Annotated in this window: 16 protein-coding genes; 6 read left to right on the top strand and 10 right to left on the bottom strand. The window is 69.7% G+C overall.

The annotated features are described in order from the left end of the window. Positions 1-25 precede the first annotated feature (25 nt). The 3 genes from JNUCC0626_RS12555 to JNUCC0626_RS12545 all read left to right on the top strand — a co-directional run bounded on the left by JNUCC0626_RS12555 (position 26) and on the right by JNUCC0626_RS12545 (position 4603). The gene (locus JNUCC0626_RS12555; protein WP_394619893.1) at positions 26-1546 is read left to right on the top strand and encodes a phospholipid carrier-dependent glycosyltransferase; all 1521 of its coding nucleotides are present in this window, start codon (positions 26-28) and stop codon (positions 1544-1546) included. Positions 1547-1672: 126 nt separating this feature from the next. Next, positions 1673-2665 (top strand): IS481 family transposase, encoded by a 993-nt coding sequence (locus JNUCC0626_RS12550; protein ID WP_394619892.1) that lies wholly within the window; start codon positions 1673-1675, stop codon positions 2663-2665. A gap of 135 nt (positions 2666-2800) precedes the next feature. Beyond that, positions 2801-4603: a trypsin-like serine protease gene (locus tag JNUCC0626_RS12545; protein ID WP_394619891.1), complete on the top strand. Its 1803-nt coding sequence runs from the start codon at positions 2801-2803 to the stop codon at positions 4601-4603. A gap of 70 nt (positions 4604-4673) precedes the next feature. Here the strand turns inward: JNUCC0626_RS12545 and JNUCC0626_RS12540 are convergent, their stop codons facing one another. Continuing rightward, positions 4674-6212 carry a S8 family serine peptidase gene (locus JNUCC0626_RS12540; protein ID WP_394619890.1) on the bottom strand — a complete coding sequence of 513 codons (1539 nt, stop codon included), beginning with the start codon at positions 6210-6212 and terminating at the stop codon, positions 4674-4676. A 20-nt stretch (positions 6213-6232) separates the two neighbouring features. Further along, positions 6233-7795 (bottom strand): S8 family peptidase, encoded by a 1563-nt coding sequence (locus JNUCC0626_RS12535; protein WP_394619889.1) that lies wholly within the window; start codon positions 7793-7795, stop codon positions 6233-6235. Between the two features lie 133 nt (positions 7796-7928). Between JNUCC0626_RS12535 and JNUCC0626_RS12530 the strand changes: the two genes are divergently transcribed. Next, positions 7929-10820: an ATP-binding protein gene (locus JNUCC0626_RS12530; protein ID WP_394619888.1), complete on the top strand. Its 2892-nt coding sequence runs from the start codon at positions 7929-7931 to the stop codon at positions 10818-10820. On the opposite strand, the gene JNUCC0626_RS12525 is transcribed toward JNUCC0626_RS12530, so the two are convergent. From JNUCC0626_RS12525 to JNUCC0626_RS12505, 5 genes are all read right to left on the bottom strand, one after another. Then, entirely contained in the window at positions 10797-11630 is an 834-nt protein-coding gene (locus JNUCC0626_RS12525) for an SDR family NAD(P)-dependent oxidoreductase (RefSeq protein WP_394619887.1), read from the bottom strand. The two genes, JNUCC0626_RS12530 and JNUCC0626_RS12525, sit on opposite strands and share 24 nt — an antisense overlap. After that, the gene (locus JNUCC0626_RS12520) at positions 11627-12196 is read right to left on the bottom strand and encodes a TetR/AcrR family transcriptional regulator (RefSeq protein ID WP_394619886.1); all 570 of its coding nucleotides are present in this window, start codon (positions 12194-12196) and stop codon (positions 11627-11629) included. Before JNUCC0626_RS12520 ends, JNUCC0626_RS12525 begins: the two co-directional genes overlap by 4 nt. A gap of 41 nt (positions 12197-12237) precedes the next feature. After that, a complete protein-coding gene (locus JNUCC0626_RS12515; protein ID WP_394619885.1) occupies positions 12238-12906 on the bottom strand; it encodes a response regulator in 669 nt (222 codons plus the stop codon). Then, positions 12903-14105: a sensor histidine kinase gene (locus JNUCC0626_RS12510; RefSeq protein ID WP_394619884.1), complete on the bottom strand. Its 1203-nt coding sequence runs from the start codon at positions 14103-14105 to the stop codon at positions 12903-12905. The genes JNUCC0626_RS12515 and JNUCC0626_RS12510 overlap by 4 nt, the downstream gene beginning before the upstream one ends. A 120-nt stretch (positions 14106-14225) precedes the next feature. Then, a complete protein-coding gene (locus JNUCC0626_RS12505) occupies positions 14226-14663 on the bottom strand; it encodes an Lrp/AsnC family transcriptional regulator (RefSeq protein ID WP_394619883.1) in 438 nt (145 codons plus the stop codon). Positions 14664-14744: 81 nt separating this feature from the next. Here JNUCC0626_RS12505 and JNUCC0626_RS12500 point away from each other — a divergent pair, with 81 nt between their 5' ends. Next, positions 14745-16136 (top strand): pyridoxal phosphate-dependent decarboxylase family protein, encoded by a 1392-nt coding sequence (locus tag JNUCC0626_RS12500; protein ID WP_394619882.1) that lies wholly within the window; start codon positions 14745-14747, stop codon positions 16134-16136. Between the two features lie 6 nt (positions 16137-16142). Here JNUCC0626_RS12500 and JNUCC0626_RS12495 read toward each other — a convergent pair whose 3' ends face one another. Both JNUCC0626_RS12495 and JNUCC0626_RS12490 read right to left on the bottom strand, forming a co-directional pair. Beyond that, positions 16143-16751: a TetR/AcrR family transcriptional regulator gene (locus JNUCC0626_RS12495; protein WP_394619881.1), complete on the bottom strand. Its 609-nt coding sequence runs from the start codon at positions 16749-16751 to the stop codon at positions 16143-16145. 5 nt (positions 16752-16756) lie between these two features. Continuing rightward, positions 16757-17998: an MFS transporter gene (locus JNUCC0626_RS12490; RefSeq protein WP_394619880.1), complete on the bottom strand. Its 1242-nt coding sequence runs from the start codon at positions 17996-17998 to the stop codon at positions 16757-16759. 60 nt (positions 17999-18058) lie between these two features. Here JNUCC0626_RS12490 and JNUCC0626_RS12485 point away from each other — a divergent pair, with 60 nt between their 5' ends. Continuing rightward, positions 18059-18817, top strand: a complete 759-nt coding sequence (locus tag JNUCC0626_RS12485) for an SDR family oxidoreductase (RefSeq protein ID WP_394619879.1) — start codon at positions 18059-18061, stop codon at positions 18815-18817. A gap of 3 nt (positions 18818-18820) precedes the next feature. On the opposite strand, the gene JNUCC0626_RS12480 is transcribed toward JNUCC0626_RS12485, so the two are convergent. Beyond that, positions 18821-19138 (bottom strand): bifunctional 3-phenylpropionate/cinnamic acid dioxygenase ferredoxin subunit, encoded by a 318-nt coding sequence (locus tag JNUCC0626_RS12480; RefSeq protein ID WP_394619878.1) that lies wholly within the window; start codon positions 19136-19138, stop codon positions 18821-18823. Positions 19139-19249 lie beyond the last annotated feature (111 nt).

Raw genomic sequence — 19249 nt, 5'->3', positions numbered from 1 at the left:
AGCCACGTGAAAGGACCGAGCGGAGTTGGCGCTCGCCACGATCAGCCGCCCCACCGAGGTGCCCCTGCCGTCAGTGCGGGCCGCAGCACCTCGGCGCTGGCCGTTCGTGCTGGTCACGGCCCTGCTGCTGGGGCAGATGGCGATCGCGATGATCACCACCGCCGTGCAGCAGACCCCGACCATCGACGAGCCGGTGTACCTCGGCGCGGCCGTCGTCCAGGCGCAGCAGCACAGCCTGCGCTACAACCCCGAGCACCCGCCGCTCGGCAAGCTGATCATGGCGACCGGGCTCGCGTTCACGGGCGTCACGCTCGACCCCGGCTTCCAGGGCGACCAGACCAAACTCGGACGGCACCTGCTCTACGAGTCGGGCAACGACCCCGGCGACCTGCTGCTCGCCGCCAGACTCCCGATGATCGCGCTGACCCTGCTGTTCGGGTTCGTCGTGTACTTCTTCGCCGCAGACATCTCGCGGAGCCGGACCGGCGGCACACTCGCCCTCGCGCTGTACGTGTTCTCGCCGGACCTCATCGCGCACGGCTCACTGGCCACTTTGGACGTTCCAGCCGCCGGGTTCGTGCTCACCTCGGCGTGGCTGCTGTGGCGCGCACGCACCGATCCCGCGCTGAACCTGCCACTCGCCGGACTGGCGCTCGGCGCCGCTCTCGCGACGAAGATGAACACCCTGGCCGCCGTGCCGGTGCTGCTGGCCCTGGTGTTGTGGCAGGCCCGGTGGCGGGCGGCGCTCGGTTTCCTGTTGGCGGCGATCACCGTCGTCTGGATCTCGTACGTCGCCGTGGATCCGTCGGTGTCGTTCGTCCAGGCCTACCTCGACGGGATGCGCGTCCAGTGGGGGTTCGAGCAACGCGTCTGGGGTGGTTACCTGTTCGGCACGCACTACGAGGGTTCGCGCTGGTACTACCTGCCGGCCGCGTTGCTGGTGAAGACGCCGCTCGGCGCGTTGCTGCTGTGGGCTGCGGGCGCCGTTGCCCTCGTCAGACGGCCCGCGGCGGCGTACGTGCTCGCACCTGCGGGCGTGCTGCTCGCTGTCGCGATGACCGGCAGCCGCGACCTCGGCGTGCGGTACGCGATCTTCGTGCCGATGTTCCTGGCCGTCGCCGCAGCGGTCGTCGCACACCGCCGGTACGCCACGATCGCGGTCGCGCTGGCCGCTGCGAGTTCACTGTGGACGTTCCCGTACTACCTGCCGTACTCCAACGAGCTGTTCGGCGGCCCGTCCAAGACGCACCTGCACCTGCATGACTCCAACGTCGACTGGGGCCAGGACCTCGGCCGGCTCGCCGAACGGCTGAAGCGCTATCCCGATGAGCAGAAGTGGCTCGTCTACAAGGGCGCGGGCGTGCCCGAGTACTACGGTATCCGGGCCGCCGACCCACGCGGAGTCGTGCCCGAGCGGGTGCACGGGCTGCTCGTCGTGTCCAACACGGCCATCGCGAAGGCCGACGCGGCGTTGCGGGAACTGCTCGACTCGAGCGTTCCGATCGACGTCGTCGGCCACTCCATCACGATCTTCCGCCGCCAGTGATACAGCGCCTAGGTGTGATGTCCGGGGACGTTGTTCTGGATGTGATGGCCTGTCGTGAAGACAGGTGAAGGCCTCTGGAGGTGAAGTGGAGCTGTCTAGGAACCGCTTCACACACCGGAGGCCTTCGTGTCCCACCCTAACGCCACGCTGACTCCGCGGACACGGCTGCGGCTCGCGCGTCTGATCGTGGAACAGAACTGGCCCGCGGCCGCCGCGGCGAAGATGTTCATGGTCGCGGAGCGCACCGCCCGCAAGTGGGCCGCCCGTTACCGCGACGAGGGCCAGGCAGGGATGCTCGACCGCAGCTCACGACCACATCACAGCCCGAACCGGACATCCGAGCCGGTCGTGCGGCAGATCGTGGTCCTGCGCTGGCGGCACCGGCTTGGGCCGGTCCAGATCGCCGGCCGGCTGGGACTGGCCGCCTCGACCGTGCACGCCGTGCTGACCCGCTGCCGGATCAACCGCCTGTCCCGCATCGACCGCGTCACCGGCGAACCCCTGCGCCGCTACGAACACCCGCATCCAGGCTCGCTGATCCACGTCGACGTCACCAAGTTCGGCAACATCCCCGACGGCGGCGGCCACCGCTTCGTCGGCAGGCAACAAGGCGACCGCAACAAACGAGCCACGCCCGGACTGCCCAAAGGCAAGGACTACAAACCCTTGACCGGCAAAGCCTTCCTGCACACCGTCGTCGACGACCACTCCCGCGTCGCCTACGCCGAGATCCACGCCGACGAACGCGGCGACACCGCGACCGCCGTCCTGCGCCGAGCCGTGGCCTGGTTCCGCGAACACGGAGTCGTCGTCGAACGAGTCCTGTCCGACAACGGCTCCGCCTACCGCTCCTTTGCCTGGCGCGACGCCTGCGCCGAGCTCGGCATCACCCCGAAACGCACTCGTCCCTATCGGCCACAGACCAACGGCAAAGTCGAACGCTTCCACCGCACCCTGGCCGACGGCTGGGCCTACGCCCGCCACTACCAGTCAGAGACCGAACGACGAGCCGCCTTGCCCGACTGGATCCACTTCTACAATCACCACCGAGCTCACTCCGCCCTCGCAGGCCAGCCGCCCATCACCAGGCTGACCAACCTCCCCGGACATCACACCTAGGTAGTGAAAGTTCCGTACCCCTACGGATGCCGTCCCTGATTGTTCCGCACGTGTCCGGCTCCGACAGTGATCGCAGTGAACGACCGCCGTCCCTGCCCTGAGGTGGGCGTTCCTGAGATCCGGAAAGGAACCGACGTGACGAGAACACGGTCATGGGGCCTGGTGGCCCTGGTCGCGGCCTCGGTGCTGACGCCCGTCAGCACCGCGAACGCCGCGGCACCGAACGCCCCTGCAGCGAACTACCTGGGGGACACCGTCCCCGCCAACCTCGGTGACGCCTCGCCGTTCTTCGCGGGCGGGCAGAACTCCACCGTGAGCGAGTTCCCCGGCATCATCGCGGGCATCCGCGCCGGGGGCACCCGGCCGCAGGGTCAGACCTGCTCCGGCACGGTCGTGGCGCCGCGCAAGATCCTCATCGCGGCGCACTGCGCGGACGCCCAGGGGGAGAAGAAGTTCGTCTACGGGCTCGACGACCTCAAGGACTACAACAACGGCAACGGGTCCGGGTTCGCCGTCAACGTCGTCAGCTACAAGAAGCACCCGAAGTACGTCAACTTCGACCAGGGCTTCGACGTCGCCGTCGTGACCGTGGACCGCGACATCGCGCTCAAGGGCGGTGCCGCGTACCCGAAGTTCGCCACGTCGGCGGACTCCGGTGGTGCGGCGCCGGGCAAGACCGGTGTCGGGTACGGCTACGGCAAGAAGGACTTCAACGACACCTCGGCGGACGTCACCCTCGACAAGGCGAGCCTGCCGGTCGTCAACGGCGACAGCGTCTGCCAGGGCGTCGGCGCCGGGTTCAAGTCGGCGACCATGATCTGCGCCGGCTACAACGACGGCCGCATCACGATCCTGCCCGGTGACAGCGGTGGCCCGCTGGTCTTCGACGGCAAGATCTACGGCGTCGCGTCGTGGAGCCGGTCGGACTTCAAGTGGTACTCGATCTACGGCCGCCTCGACAACGAGATGGGCGACTGGGTCAAGACCGAGGTCGGCGAGCAGCCGCCCGTGGGTGACTTCGGGCTGAGCGTCGCGCCGGGCAGCGGTTCGGTGGCGGCGGGCAAGACGCTGTCGGCGGGCATCACCACCACGGCCGGGTCCGGTGGCGCGGAGAACGCCACGCTGTCGGCGTCCGGTCTGCCCAGCGGCGTGAAGGCGGTCTTCCAGCCGACGTCGGTCACCACCGGCAACTCGGCCAAGGTCACGTTCGACGCGAGCACCTCGGCGCCGAACGGCACCTACGAGGTCACGGTCACCGGCACGACGTCGAGCGGCAAGACGGCGTCCGGCAAGTACTCGCTGACAGTCACCGGCGGCGGCGACCCGCAGCCGGGCGACTTCACGCTGGGCGCGTCGCCGAGCAGCGTCAAGGCGGCCAAGGGCAAGTACGTCTCCACGACGATCTCTTCGGAGGGCAACGGGCAGACCATCAACCTGTCCGCGTCCGGAGTGCCGAACGGCGTGAAGGCCACGTTCCAGCCGACGTCCATCGGCGCGGGCAACTCGGCCAAGCTCACGCTCGACGTCTCCAGCACCGCGACCGCCGGCACCTCGACGATCACGGTCACCGGCACCGACGCCGGTGGCAAGACCGCCACCACCACGGTGTCGCTGACGGTCGAGGGCACCGACCCGCCGACCGGTGAGGTCACCGTGACCGCGACGCCGTCGTCCGCGACGGTGAAGCAGGGCCTGCTCGGTCAGACGATCGTGAAGGCCTCCGGTGGCACCGGGAACCTGACGCTGACCGCGTCCGGTGTCCCGACGGGCGCGCAGATGTCGTTCAACCCGGCCACGATCGGCCAGAACGGCAGCAGCAACGTCTGGATCTTCACCAACTTCTCCACCCCGCCCGGCACCTACCCGATCACCATCACGGCGAGGTCCGCCGACGGGAAGACCGGCACGACGACGTTCACGCTGACCGTCACCCGATAGCTCCCCTGGCAGGGGGAACAGGGAAGAGCCCCGGAGCCGTAGCTCCAGGGCTCTTCTTCTTGCCGGACAACTAGACCGTGAGGGTCCAGGTGTCGATGTTGCCGGTGTCGTAGGTGTAGACGTCCTTCACCTGGAGCTTCCAGGTGCCGTTGCGCGCCTCCGAAGACAAGTCGACGGTGTAGGTCTCGTGGACCCCCGCCGAGGACGAGGCGCCGCCCGCCTTCTTCAGCACGTAGGACTTGCCGGACGGGCTGACCAGGTCGATGGCCAGGTCGCCGGTGTAGGTGTGGTTGATGTCGACCTTGACGGTGGCCGACGCGGTGGAGTTGCCCGTGCAGCCCGAAATCGTCACCGACGACGAGACCGCGGTGTTCGTGTCCGGAATGGACACGTCGTCGCCGTTCGTGCCGGGACCGCACTGCGGCGGGTTGGGGTCGCCGCCGCCGATGAAACCGCTGTACAGCAGCTTGTTCGGCGAACCGGAACCCGGGTTGGTCACCTTGCCGTCGGTGGCGTTGTCGACCAGCGCGTCGCGCAAGGCCTGAGGGCTCGCGGACGGGTTGGCCGACAGGTACAGCGCCGCGACGCCCGCGACGTGCGGGGTGGCCATCGACGTGCCGGACATGTTGGTGCTGCCGCCGTTGAGTCCGAGCGAGGTGATGTTGTCACCCGGCGCGAAGATGTCCGTGCACGTGCCGTAGTTCGAGAACGAGGCACGCGCGTCGTTGGACGAGGTCGCGTTCACCGTGATCAGCGAGGCGATCTTGGCGGGGCCGGTGGAGCAGGCGTTCGTCGAGCTGTTGCCCGACGCGACCGCCATCTGCACGCCGGAGGCGACCATGCCGGCGATGGCGTCGTTGCCGATGTCCGCGGTGTCGAAGGTCCAGGAAGCGTTGACCACGGCGGGTTTCTGAGCGTTCGCCGTGATCCACTCGATGGCCTTGACACCCGCGGAGTCCGGTCCGTTGCCCGTGCAGTTCGTGCCGAGCATGCGGACCGAGACGAGCTTGGCCTTCTTCGCCACGCCCCAGGTCTTCGAGCCGACCGTGCCCGCCACGTGGGTGCCGTGGCCGGAGCAGTCCTGCCCGTTCTGGCCGTCCTCGATGAAGTCGGCGCCCACGGACGCCCGCCCCTCGAAGTCGGCGATGTTCGTCTTCACACCAGTGTCGGTGATGTAGACCGTCACGTTCGAAGCGCCGCCGCTGGGGTAGGTGAACTTCTTGTCCAGCGGCAGCGACGCCTGGTCGACGCGGTCGAGGCCCCACGTCGGGTTGTTCTGCACGTCCAACGCCTTCGCGGTGCCGTCCTGGTAGACGGCCTTGACGGCGGGGTCCGCCGCCAGTTTGCGCGCCGCGGCCTCGGTCAGGTTCGTGACCTGGAAACCGCGCATGGCGTGGGAGAAGACGGCGTCGAGGGTGCCGCCGTACTTCTTGTTGAGAGCTTCGGACGACGCCTGGATGGCGGCGCCGGGTTTGAGCGACACGATGAAGCTGCCGCCGGCCGCCGGGTTCTTGGCCTTGACGAAGTCGGCCTCGGCCGCCTGTGCCGGGGTCACCAGCACGGCGGAGGCCAGGGCCAGAACCGCGAGCCCGCAGGTGGTGCGGTGCATGGGAAGTCCTTCCGGGCTCGTCAGAACGTCAGGGTCCAGGTGTCGATGTTCCCGGCGTCGTAGGTCCAGACGTCGGTCACCTGCAGCTTCCACGTGCCGTTGCGGTTCTCGGCGGAGGCGTCGACCGTGAAGGTCTCGTGCACGCCACCGGTCGAGGTGGCGCCCTTGGCCTTCTTGAGGCTGTAGGTGGCGCCGGACGGACCGACCAGGTCGATGGCGAGGTCGGCGGTGTACGGGTGGTTGATGTCCACCTTCACCTTGGTGGCGTTGGACGCCTTGCCCGTGCAGCCGGTGACGTTCACCGACGAGGACACCGCGGTGTTGTTGTCCGGAATGGACACGTCGTCACCGTTGGTGGCCGCGGCACAGGGCTCGGGGTCCGGGCCACCGCCGCCGATGAAGCTGATGTTGAGCAGCTTGTTCGGCGATCCGCGCAGGTCGCTGATCTTGTCCGGCGTGGAGTTGTTCACCAGCGCGTCGCGAACCTGGGCAGGGGTGGCGTTCGGGTTCGCGGACACGTACAGAGCGGCGGCACCCACGACGTGCGGGGTGGCCATCGAGGTGCCGCCCATGGACGTGGTGCCGCCGCCGTTCTTGGTCGACGTGATGTTCGAGCCGGGCCCGAAGATGTCGACGCAGGAGCCCCAGTTCGAGGCCTGCCCGCCGGTGTAGATCGACCGCTTGTCGGCCGAGTCGCTGGCGGCCACCGTGATGGCCTCCGGCACGCGGGCGGGGGAGGTCTGGCAGGCGTCACCGTTGTTGTTGCCGGCCGCCAGGCCGAACGTCACGCCCGCCGCGATCGCGCGCTTCACCGCGTTGTCCACAGTGGAGTCCGCGCCACCGCCGAGGCTCATGTTCGCCACGGCGGGCTTCTTCGCGTTCTGCGCGACCCAGTCGATGCCCTTGATGATCTGCGAGTACTGGCCGTTGCCCGAGCAGTCGAGCACGCGGACCGCCACCAGGTTCACCTTCTTGGCCACGCCGTACGTCTTCGACCCGACGGTGCCGGCGACGTGCGTGCCGTGGCCCTGGCAGTCCGACGCGTCCGCGTCGTTGTCGATGAAGTCGTAGCCGTCCTTGGCCCGCCCCTCGAACTCGGTGTGCTGCTTGTAGATCCCGGTGTCCAGGATGTACGCCGTCACGTTCGAGGCCGTGTTGGGGTAGGTGAACTTCTGGTCGAGCGGCAGGTTCGCCTGGTCGATCCGGTCGAGGCCCCACGTCGCGTTGGTCTGGGTGTCGGACATCCGCGCCCAGCCGTCCTGCTGCACGTAGGCGACGGCCGGGTCGGCGGCGAGGCGCCTGGCCGCCGCCTCGTCCAGCTTCACCGCGAAACCGCGCACCGACGCCACGTAGGTGTTGCTGACCTTGCCGCCGTGCTTGCGGGCGAGGTCGAGCGCCTTCGCGTTGGTCGTCGGGGCGTCGCTGGCACCGTCCTTGAACACCACGATGTAGCTGCCCGCGACGGGCTCGGCCGTCTTCTGGATCGAGCCCGTTTGTGCCATGACCGGGCTGCTCACCGCCGCCGCGACGGCCAGGCCGAGGCCTGCGGCCGCGAGCACGCGTGTTGTGCGATCAAGTCGCATCTCGGGTTCTCCGTTCTGGCCGCCACGGCAGGGATGGGCGGCACGTGCCGATCACCATCGGTCGGCGGGCAACGGCGAACAATCCGGATATCTCTACGTAGGGATACCCGTCTTTCACTTACCATCGGTCCGGATGAGCCGGACACCGAAGTCCAGGGCGCGGCGTTGCGACCCCACGGGACTGATGCGCACGAGCTCGCCGGTGCTGGTGGGGCGAGGCGACCAGCTCGGCGCGCTGCGGGCCGCCGTGCCCAGCCAGCCCGCCGTGATCATGATCGAGGGCGAGGCGGGCGTCGGTAAGTCACGCCTGGTGCGCGAGCTGCTCGACGCCGACCTCGGGCCGATCGCCGTCCTCATGGGCCACTGCCAGCCGGTGGGGGAGCCGTTCCCGTACGGCGCGGTGCTGGAGGCGCTGCGCGACTGCACGGAACGCCTGGCGCGCAACCACTCACGGCTGAGTCCGGTGGCGGGCGTGCTCGCCGGACCGTTGCCGGAACTGGCTTCTTACTTGCCTGAACCGCCTCCACCGACCGGTGATCCGCGCGCCGAACGGCACAGGTTCTTCCGCGCGCTGCGAGAACTGCTCGGCATCCTCGGGCCGGTGCTGCTGGTCGTGGAGGACCTGCACTGGGCGGACGACGGCTCGCGGCAGTTGTTGCGGTTCCTGATGGGCGATCCGCCGCCGACTCTGTCCATCGTGGTCACCTACCGGCGCGAGGACGTGCCGGGCGGGGTGCCGCTGGGCTCGGCATACCGGCCGCCCACGGGGATCACCAGCGCGTTGCTGGAGCTGGAACCGCTGGACGTGGCCGAGGTGCGGGCTTTGACGTCCGCGATCCTCGACGGCGAACCGGTGTCGGCGGAGTTCGCGGCCAAGCTGCACGAACGCACGGCGGGCATTCCGTTCGTGGTCGAGGAAACGTTGCGGGCGTTGCGGAATCCGGCCGGCGCGGTGCACGCGGACGGTGCCACGGCCCGGCGGTTGCTGGACAACGTGGACGTTCCGGTGCTGCTGCGCGACGCGATCGCCGAACGCCTGGCCGCGTTGCCGTCGTCCGCTGTTCGCCTGGTGCAGGCCGCAGCGGTGCTGGGCGCTCCGGCGGGGCTGGAGCTGCTGGGGTCCGTCGCGCGGATCAACGAGAGCCCGGCCGCGTTGACACACGCTCTCACGGGTCACGTGCTGCACGAGGTCGGGCCACGGCGGTACGGCTTCCGGCACGCGTTGGCGCAGCAGGCCGTCTACGACACGTTGAGCGGACCGGACCGGACCGAGTTGCACCAGCGGGCCGTCGAGGTGTTGGACCAGGTCGACCCCAAGCCGTTGGTCCAGCTCGCCGAGCACTCCGAACGGGCCGGGAGCACGTCGGCGTGGCTGCGTTACGGCGAGGCCGCCGCCGACCGGGCCGTGGAGATCGGGGACGCGAGCACCGCCACCGCGTTGCTGAACAAGCTGCTGGCGGACCCGGCCGTGCCCGCCGCCGACGTCGACCGGCTCGCGATCAAGCTCGGCCAGATCGCCCACCAGGGCCTCGACCAGCTCGATCCGGCCGAGACCCTGGAACGGCTGCTGTCCGACCGGCGCCTGTCCACCGCGGCCCGGGGCGAGGTGCGGCACTACCGGGGCGTGCTGCTGATCCGCCAGGCCGGTGGGATCGAGGAGGCCAGGTCCGAGCTCGAACGGGCCGTCGCCGACCTGACCGAACGCCCTGACCTGGCCGCACGCGGCGAGGCCGTGCTGGGGTTGTCCTACCTGGGCATGACGCCGATGAGCGAGGTCCGGCCGTGGCTCGACCGGATCAGTGCGGCCCGTGTTTCGGCTGTTGATCTCGAACAGAAGATGGCCCTGTACGCCAACGAGGTCGGCTCCAAGATGCACCTCGGCGACCCGTCGGTGCTGCCGGGCTGGTCCTTCCCACCCGCCACCACGTCCGGTGAGCTGCGCCAACTCGCCCGCGCGCACTGCAACCTCGCGGACGCGCTGACCACGACCGGGCACTTCGGGCTCTGCGCCGAACTGCTGCGCGACGGCCTGCGGTACGCCGCCGAGTGCGGGGCGCCGTTCACCGCGAGCACCGCCAACGCGACCAGGGCGCGCCTCGACTGGCTGACCGGCGACTGGGACGGCCTGGCCGAGCGCGCGGAGACGTTGCTCGACGAGTACCGCGACCTGTTCCCGCTGGCCAGCGAGCTGTGCCTGATCCTGGGGTCACTCGCGACGGCGCGGGGCGAGTGGGCGGAGGCCACCAGCTACCTGACCGAGACCGGTGCGTTCGCGCCCGAGGAGTCGATCACTCCGGTGGCCATCGCGGGCTGCGCGGCACTGGCCAGGACGATGCTGGCCCAGGACGAGATCACCCGCGCGTGCGTGGACGTCGATCGTGGGCTCGCGATCGTGCGCGCCAAGGGTGTGTGGGTGTGGGCGACCGAACTCGGGCCCGTCGCGGTGTCGACCTTCCTGGCCGCCGGACGCGAGACCGACGCGGAGACGTTGATCGAGGAGATCGCCGCCGGGGTAGAGGGCCGGGACGCGCCGATGGCGTTCGCCGCGCTGGCCTGGTGCCGGGGATTGCTCGCCGAGGCTCGTGGTCAGGACGCCCTGGAGCTGTACCGGCAGGCCGCCGACCGGTACTCGGCGTTGCCCGCTCCCTACCTGGCGGCGCTGGTGGCCGAACGGGAGGCCGCCTGCCTGGTGCCCTCCGACCAGGAGAAGGCGGCGGAGATCCTGTCCGCGCTGGTGGACACGTTCGACGGGCTCGGTGCCACACGCGATGCGGCCCGGTGCCGGCACCAGTTGCGGAGCATCGGCGGCGGCAAGCCGTCGCGGCGGGGGAGGCGCGGGTACGGGGACGCGTTGTCGCCGCGGGAGCAGGAGGTCGCGCGGCTGCTGGTCGCGGGGCACACGAACCGCAAGATCGCGGACGTGCTGTTCCTGTCGCCGCGGACCGTGGAGCAGCACGCGGCACGGGTGTTGCGGAAGCTCGGGGTGTCGTCGCGGGCGGAACTACAGGCCGAGGACCTCGCCTAGGTCCAACCCGGTCAGCTCGCAGCTCCTGTCCCACAACGCCTTGGCGGTCCGTTCGTCGGTCATGTGCTCGTGCGGAGTCTCCAGGTGCGGTGCGCCGCGCAGCCCGAACTGCCGCGGCCCCCACAGTTGACCGCCCTCGACGTCGCCGCCGAGCACCGCGTGCACGGCCGGGCGCGCACCGGAGTCCTTGCCGTGCAACAGGAGCCCGGCCACCCGAGTCGAGGCCGGCCGGGTGTGGACGCCGGGGCGGGACGGGGTGAGCGAGTCGAGCGCGCCGCCGGGGTGGACGACGACGCTCATCGCCTTGCTCCCGGCCGCCCGCAGGCGGCGGTCGAGTTCGAACCCGAAGCTCATCTGCGCCAGCTTCGACCGGCCGTAGGCGCGTTTCGTGGTGACGTCGCCGGCGGAGGTCAGGTCGTCGAGGTCGAGCCGTTCGGACCTTGCCGCGAAGCTGCCGACCGTGATGATCCGCGCGGACGTCAGCAGCGGCGCCAGCCAGTACGTGAGGGCGAAGTGCCCCAGGTGGTTGGTCGCGAACATCAGCTCGTTGGGAGCGTCCGCGATGCCCGCGTTGAACACGACCGCGTCGAGCGGGTCGAGATCGGCCGTCCTGACCGACGCCGGGTCGGACACGTCCAGCGGCAGGTGGCGGACGTCGGCACCGGGCACGCGAGACCGGATCGCCGCGATGGCGCGCTCGGCTTTGGCCTCGGAACGGCAGCCGAGCACGACCGTCGCGCCTGCCTCGGCGAGCTGTTCGGCGGTGAAGTAGCCGATGCCCGCGTTTCCGCCGGTGACCAGGACGTTCACCGGGCGGGCCATCCTGCCTTGAGGTGGGCGAAGGCCTGGGCCAGCGCGGCGGTGCGATCCGGCCTGCCCGCCGCGAGGTCCGGGGTCTCCAGGACGTAGCGGGCGAGCGCGTGCAGCGAGTCGTCCGGCTCGGGCAGGCCGGCGGCTTCGGCGAGCAACGCCGCGAGGGTGTCCGTGCTGGCGATCCACACCGTGCGCGCGTAGGCCCACAACGCCGGAGTCGTCATCACCAGGTCCATGCGCCGCTGGTACTCCTCGGGCAGATCCGCGCGGAACGGCGCCCGGCTCGCGAAGAACGCGTGCAGCGCGTCGAGTGCGGACGTTCCTTCGGGCCGCTCCCGGACGGCGGCGGTCAGCGAGGCCTCGCGCTCCCCGCTGTCGTCGAGGATCAGCGCCTCCTTGCCGGCCGGGAAGTGCGCGAACACCGTCGCGACGGCGGTGTCGGCGGCCTCGGCGATCTCCTTCACGGTCACGTTGTCGTAGCCGCGCTCGAGGAAGAGCTCCAGGGCCGCGTCGGCCAGTGCCTTGCGGGTCGCCGCCTTCTTGCGGTCACGTCTGCCCGTCACCGTTCCACCATAGCCAGAACGGCTCCGAAACTGAAACTGTTCTAGTTTTCGCCGGGAACCACGACGCCCATCTCGTAGGCCGCCACGATCGCCTGCGCCCGGTCCCGCACGCCGAGCTTCGCGAACACCCTGCTGACGTGCGTCTTCGCCGTCTGCTCGACGATCACCAGCGCCGCCGCGATCTCGGTGTTCGACAGGCCGCGCGCGACCAGCCGCAGCACCTTGAGCTCCTGCGCGGTGAGGCGACCGGCGCGTTCCGGGGCGATCGGCTCGCGGCGGGCGGCGAACTCGGCGATCAGGCGGCGCGTCACGGCCGGGGCGAACAGGGCGTTGCCCGCCGCGACCACCCGCACGGCGTTGACCAGGTCGTCCAGCGGCGCGTCCTTGAGCAGGAACCCGCTGGCACCGGCCCGCAGCGCACCGTAGACGTACTCGTCGATGTCGAACGTCGTGAGCATCAGGACCTTGGTGTCCAGGCCGGTGTCGCCGAGGATCTCGCGGGTGGCTTCCAGGCCGTCCATGACGGGCATGCGGACGTCCATCAGCACCACGTCCGGCCGTTCGCGGGTGGTGGCGTGAACGGCATCGGCGCCGTTGCCCGCCTCACCGACGATGGTGATGTCCGGCTGGGCGTTGAGCACCGCGTGGAAGCTCTGCCGCACCATCGTCTGGTCGTCGACGATCAGCACCTTGATGGCCAAGCCCGTCATCCTCCGTTCAGCGGCAGCGCCACTGCCACGACGAACACGCCGTTCTCCGGTTCGGCGCGGAACTCGCCGCCCAGCGCCGCGACCCGTTCGCGCATCCCCAGCAGACCGTGCCTGGCCTTGTCGTCCGGAAACGGTGGCCCGGCCGTCATGTCGTTGGTGATCAGCAGCCGCAGGTCCGCCGGTGTGCTGGTGATCTCGACGTCCACAGTGGACCCCGGCGCGTGCCGGACGGCGTTGCTCAGGGCTTCCTGGACGATCCGGTACGCGGACAGCGCCACGCCGTCCGGCACGCGCACGGTGTCCCCGTCGGACCGCAGGGAGATCGCGACCCCGGCGCCGCGCAACCGTTCGACCAGTTCGGCGATCTCCTCGACGCGCGGCTGTGGCGCGGTTTCCAGCACGCCGTCGGAGTTGCGCAGCACGCCCAGCAGGCGGCGCATCTCGGTGAGGCCCTCGCGAGCCGTGGACTGCATCTCGTCGAACTCTGTGACCAGATCCGGCGGCACGTCCGTGAACCGGTAGCGCGCGCTCCCGGCCCGTAGCGCGAGCACGGACATGTGGTGCGCCACGACGTCGTGCAGTTCACGAGCGATGACCGCGCGTTCCTCCAACGTGTCGGCGCGCGCCCGCTGCTCCACGCGGTCGACGTCCGCGATGCGCCGCAACCGCACGGCGTTGCCGACCACGAGAGGCGCGCCGATGATCGCGCAGATCATCAGCATGTACGGCGGATAGCCCCAGAACAGCAGCCACACGAGGCCGGTGGTGACGACGAAGACCCAGGTCAACACCATCTGCCGGTAGTTCTGGCCGACGGTCAGCAGCACCGTGACGGCGGCGAGGATCAGGCCGGGTGACCAGGGCCAGAGCCAGTCGTCGCTCCAGCCCCAGTTGATCTGCGGCGTCACCGTCAGCAGCAGCACCGAGATCCGCCACGCCCACAGCGGTTGCGTCAGGGTGAGCAGCACCGTTGCCGCCGCGGCCGCGGTGAACCACCAGCCGTTGACGGGGTAGTCCCAGCCGTACCGTCCGGGTGGGTTCATCAGGTCGAGGACGAAGACCAGCACGGCGGCGCCGATCGTGAACGACACCCGGACGTGCTGCCAGGGTGCCGGGGCCGGCGCGCGCTCAAGCCTGCCGACGGCGAACACCGTGGCGAGCCCGGTGACGAAGAACTGCTTGACCTCAGCGAACTTCACGCGCCCCACCGCCCCCACGGGAGTCGAACCTACATCAGGTGCCGATCGAGTACTGAGCATGCGAGAACGCTCGCAAGATCGCGCCCGGAAGTCGTCGTACGCGGGCGCCCTCTTCGCGTGCTACCGGGGTAGCACGGTCTTCATCGGGAACTGCGAGTTGGTGCGCGCGACGCCGGGGAGGCTGGTGAGCGCCGACATGTAGAGCTGCTCGTAGGCCTGGATGTCGGCGACGGCGATCCACAGGTGGTAGTCGGGCTGGCCGAACATCCGCACGCACTGCTCCACGGCGTCGATCTCGGCGATCTTCCGCTCGAACGCCTCGATGGTCGCCGTGTCCTGGGCAGCCAGGTCGATGTGCAGGAGCACCCGGAAGCCGCGGCCGAGCGCGCCGGGGTCGATCGCCGCGTGGTAGCCCGTGATCACCCCGGCCTCCTCCAGCGCCCGCACCCGGCGCAGGCACGGCGACGGCGTGAGGCCCACCTTGTCCGCGAGTTCGGTGTTGGTGAGGCGACCGTCCTCCTGGAGGTGGCGGATGATTGCGCGATCGATCCGATCCATTGGCAGATCATGCCACAGATTGGGTTTGGCGGGGCTGAAGTAGCAATCGCGTGCCAGGCGTTGAAGCCTAATCTGCTTGGCGTGAACGAACTTCTGCTGACCGACGACGAACGCGACAGGGCCGGCGCGCGGCTGCTCGCGTTGCTGGACGGCTACGAGCGCGGCCTGCCCAAGGCGGACATCCTGCCGGAGCCCGACCGGGACGCCCTGGCGGCGTTGCTCGCCACCCCGATGCCGGAACAGGGTGTGGGCGTGGACGCGCTGTTCGACCGGTGGGAGGACACGATCCTGCCGAACTCGACGACGGTCGCGCACCCTCGGTTCCTCGCTTACGTTCTCGGTCCGCCGCATGGCATCGCGCCCTACGCCGAGGCATTTTCCGCCGCGCTGAACCAGAACTGCAATTTCTGGCAACTGTCTCCGGCGGCCAGCGTGGTCGAACGGTCGGTGCTGGAGTGGCTGGCGTCCGTCGTCGGATTTCCTTCTGGTGCCAAGGGAATCCTGACCGGCGGTGGTTCGCTGGCGACGTTGCAGGCGCTCGCGGTGGCGCTGCACGACCGCGTGCCGGACTTCCACGCCAACGGCTTGCAGCGTGATGCCGCGCCGTTGGTGGTTTACACGTCGGTCGAGGCGCACCGCAGCGTCGACAAGGCCGCTGCGATCCTCGGCATCGGCCTCGACAACGTCCGGCACATCGCCACCGACTCGCTCCACCGCATGGACGTGTCGGCGTTGCGTGCCGCGATCGAGCAGGACCGCGCCGACGGGCTGCGGCCGTGGTGCGTCGTCGCCACCTGCGGCACGGTCTCGACCGGGTCGGTCGACCCGCTCGACGAGATCGCCGACCTGTGTTCCGCTGAAGATCTCTGGCTGCACGTGGACGGGGCTTACGGCGCGCTCTTTCTTCTGTCGGAGGGGATGCGGCCGTTGATGGGCGGGTGTGCGCGAGCGGACTCGATCACGCTCGATCCGCACAAGCTGCTGTACGCGTCGTTGGAGGCCGGGTGTCTGCTCGTCAGGGACGGCACGAAGCTGCGCGAGACCTACGCGTTCGACTCCTCGTACCTGACGGTCGCCGAGGACCCGTTGATGACGGACTACATGGACTACGGGCCGCAGCTCTCCCGCAACTTCAAGGCTTTCAAGGTGTGGAGTGCGCTGCAGGCGTTCGGGGTCAAGGCTTTCCGCGACGCCAACGAACGGACGTTGGCGCTTGCCCAGCGTCTCGGCCGGGGGATCGAGGAGACGCCGGGGCTGACGTTGATGGCGCCGGTGACGCTGACCGCCGTGTGCTTCCAGGTCGACGGTTACACGCCTGAGGACCACACCGCGTTGCTGGAGAAGCTCGCCGCGGAGAACGTGGCGTTGCTCGGACCCGTTGTGGTGGCGGGGAAACGCGGCATCCGGGCGTGCATCACGAACCACCGCACGTCCGAGGCCGACATCGACCTGATTCTCGAACGACTGTGTTAGTCGCGGCTAGCGCCAGATGTCCGCGAGGTTGCGGTCGAACATCGTCGCGATCGACACCAGTGCGGCGTTGAGGTCGACGGTGTCCGGGTCGACCAGCGCCTGGAGGTGGATGCCGAGGAGCGCGCCGTTCAACGCCACGGCGGCGGTGCGCTCCTGCTCGGCCGCGCGGTCGGGGTCGACGCCCTCGGGACGTTGGAGGCGCAGCAGTTCCTCGATGCCCGCACGCCTGCGGGTGAAGAACTCGCGGTACTGGTCGTGCACGACACCCCGGTCGCCGAGCGCCTCGACCAGGATCATGAAGACCAGGGCGGAGTTGCCGGTCCTGAGCAGTTCGGCCGTCTCCCCGAACACCTCGGCGAACGACGGCACCGCGTCGTACCGCTCGGCGGGCCAGATCCGCGCGACCGCCCGTTCGACGACGGCCATCACCAGGCCGTCCTTGTTCTTGAAGTGCCACGGGATCGAGCCGCGGCTGATGCCGGACCGCTTCGCGATGTCCACAAAGGACGTCCGGTCGAACCCGCGTTCCGCGAACAACTCCTCGGCGGCGTCCAGGATGCGGCGGCGGCTCTCGTCGCCGATCTCGTCGATCCGGCGCGTCCCAGGGGAGTTCACGGCGATCATCGTACGACGTCTTCCCGCACGTGCTGAGCGGTCCTGACGAGCGCCAGACCGGCGACGACGGCCGCCGCGGGGGCGACGAGGGCGACCGCGGCCTGCGCACCGACGATCTTCTCCGCCACCCCGGTGAGCACCGCGCCGCCGAGCCCGCCGATCACCGCCGTGACCGCCCCGACCAGCCCGAACGCCGTCGACCGGACCTCCTCCGGCGTCACACTCGCGACGACCAGGCTCAACGGGACGATGCTCGCGAACGTCATCGCCTGGGTGAGCACCCCGATCACGACGTAGGTGGTGACGTCCGGCGCGTACGCCTGCGCCGCGAACCCGATGCCCAGCAACGACAACGCGGCCGCCGCGAGGTGCAGGCACGCTCCCGGCGACCGCCGGAACAGCCGGTCGCTCACCAGCCCGCCGAGCGCCGCGCCGGCCAGCCCGCCGGCCGCGCACACCGACGTGATCACGCCCCGCGCCGCCGCACCCTGCCCGAGTTGCTCCTCGAGGATGACCGTGAGGTAGATCGGCACGGTCGTGACGGCGACGCCGAACGCCGCCAGCGCGACCATCACCCCGGTGAACGTGCGGATCTTCCTGAGCTTCCCGAACGTTCCGCGCATCTTCGTGGCGTGGCGTCGTGGCGGCTCGGGCAGGCGGTAAGCCGCGATGCCCAGCAGCAGGGCCGGCACCGCCAGGAACGCGAACGCCCAGCGCCACGGCTCGTGCTGCGCGGGAATCGCCGCCGCGAACGCCGCCGCCACCAGCGGACCGACCACGATGCCGAGCGGCTGACCGGCGCGGTGCAGCCCGAGGATCCGCCCACGTCCATGGGCTGGATAGGCGTCGGTGAGCAGCGACGACTGGATCGGACCTTCGTTCGCCTTGCCCGCGCCCGCCACGATCCTGATCGCCACGGCCTGCCACAGGCTGTGGACCAGCCCGAGCAGCGCGGCCGCCACAGCCCAGACGAACGTGGCCGCCCCGGCGATCTTCGTGCGGCTGCGCCGGTCGCCCAACAGCCCGAGCGGCAGCGCGGCGACCGCGACCATCACCCCGGCGAGCGCGCCGACGATCCCGATGGTCGCGGTGCTGACCCCGAGCGCCGCGCGGATGTCGGGCGCGAACACCACGAACATCACGCCGTCGACGCTGTCGAGCACCTGCAACCCGGCCAGCACGCCGACGGTCGCCCCGCCGCTCGTGGCGAAGACGTCTTTCAGCGACATCTCTGTCTTCGTAGGCATGCTGAGCAGGCTACTGTGTTGGTCAACATAGTGTTGGTCGTTCGGCATAGGAGGGTTCGGATGCGGGACTGGGCTGGGTCGACGGCGTTCATCACCAGCGGGGCGAGGGGGATCGGCCTGGGCATCGCGCGTGCCCTGGCGCGGCGGGGAGTGCGACTGGCGTTGGCCGATGTCTTCGGCCCTGCGTTGCGGGAGGCCGGTGAGGAGTTGGGCGCCGCGACTTTCGAGCTCGACGTGCGCGACCGTGCCGCGTTCGCTTCCGTCGCCGCTGCCGTGGGGCCGGTGGACCTGCTGTTCAACAACGCGGGCATCGTGCCGCACTCGTCCGTGGACTCTCTGACGTACGAGAAGTGGGACCTGGCGCTGGCCGTGAACCTGACCGGCGTGATCAACGGCGTCCAGACGTTCCTGCCGTCGATGCTCGCGCGCGGCTCCGGCTACATCGTGAACACGGCGTCGGCCGCGGGCCTCGTGTCCGACCCGAACCTGCTGTACGCGACCACGAAGTTCGCCGTGGTCGGCCTGTCGGAGTCGTTGCGGCTCAACGTCGTGGAGCGCGGCGTCGACGTCAGCGTGCTGTGCCCAGGCCCGGTCGACACGGGCATCGTCCTGCACACCCGCGAGGCGCACGCCGAGGTGGGCCTGCGCGCCGACCTCGTGCCCGCCGTGTCGGCGTTCCTCGGCAGCGGTCCTGATGTGGACTCGGTCGGCGAGATGGTGCTGGCGGGCATGGAGAAGCGCTCGCCGTGGATCTTCACGGGTTACGACGTGCGGCCGCACCTGGAACGGCGAGCGGCCGCCCTGCTGGAGTGTCTGTGAGGGTTACGCGACGGCTTCGTGGCTGCCGGTGTCGACGTAGATAACGCCGTCCTGCACGACCACGGGGTACGTCCGCACGGCCCTCTTGGCCGGCAGGCAGGTGGGCACGCCGGTGCGCAGGTCGAAACTGGCCGCGTGCAACGGACATTCGACGAAGCACCCCTCCAGCCAGCCCTCGGACAACGACGCGTCCTGGTGCGTGCACGTGTCGTCGATCGCGTAGAACTCGCCGTCGGCGTTGAAGACCGCGATGGCGGGATCGCCCTCGATGCGCACGGACTCACCCGGCGGCAGGTCCTCGACGGTGCAGGCGGTGATCATCTCTACCCTCCGTTGCGTATTACGGAACTGGGCGTGCGATACGCAACAGCGAGGATGACTGAGGATCATGAATGCCGTCAAGAACCCGTTGAGGGCATGGCGGTAACCGGA

The organism is Lentzea sp. JNUCC 0626, assembly GCF_043632865.1.
In the GTDB taxonomy this organism is placed as follows: domain Bacteria; phylum Actinomycetota; class Actinomycetes; order Mycobacteriales; family Pseudonocardiaceae; genus Lentzea.
The sequence above is the reverse complement of the archived record's forward strand: the minus strand, read 5'-3'. Positions and strand labels throughout refer to the sequence as shown.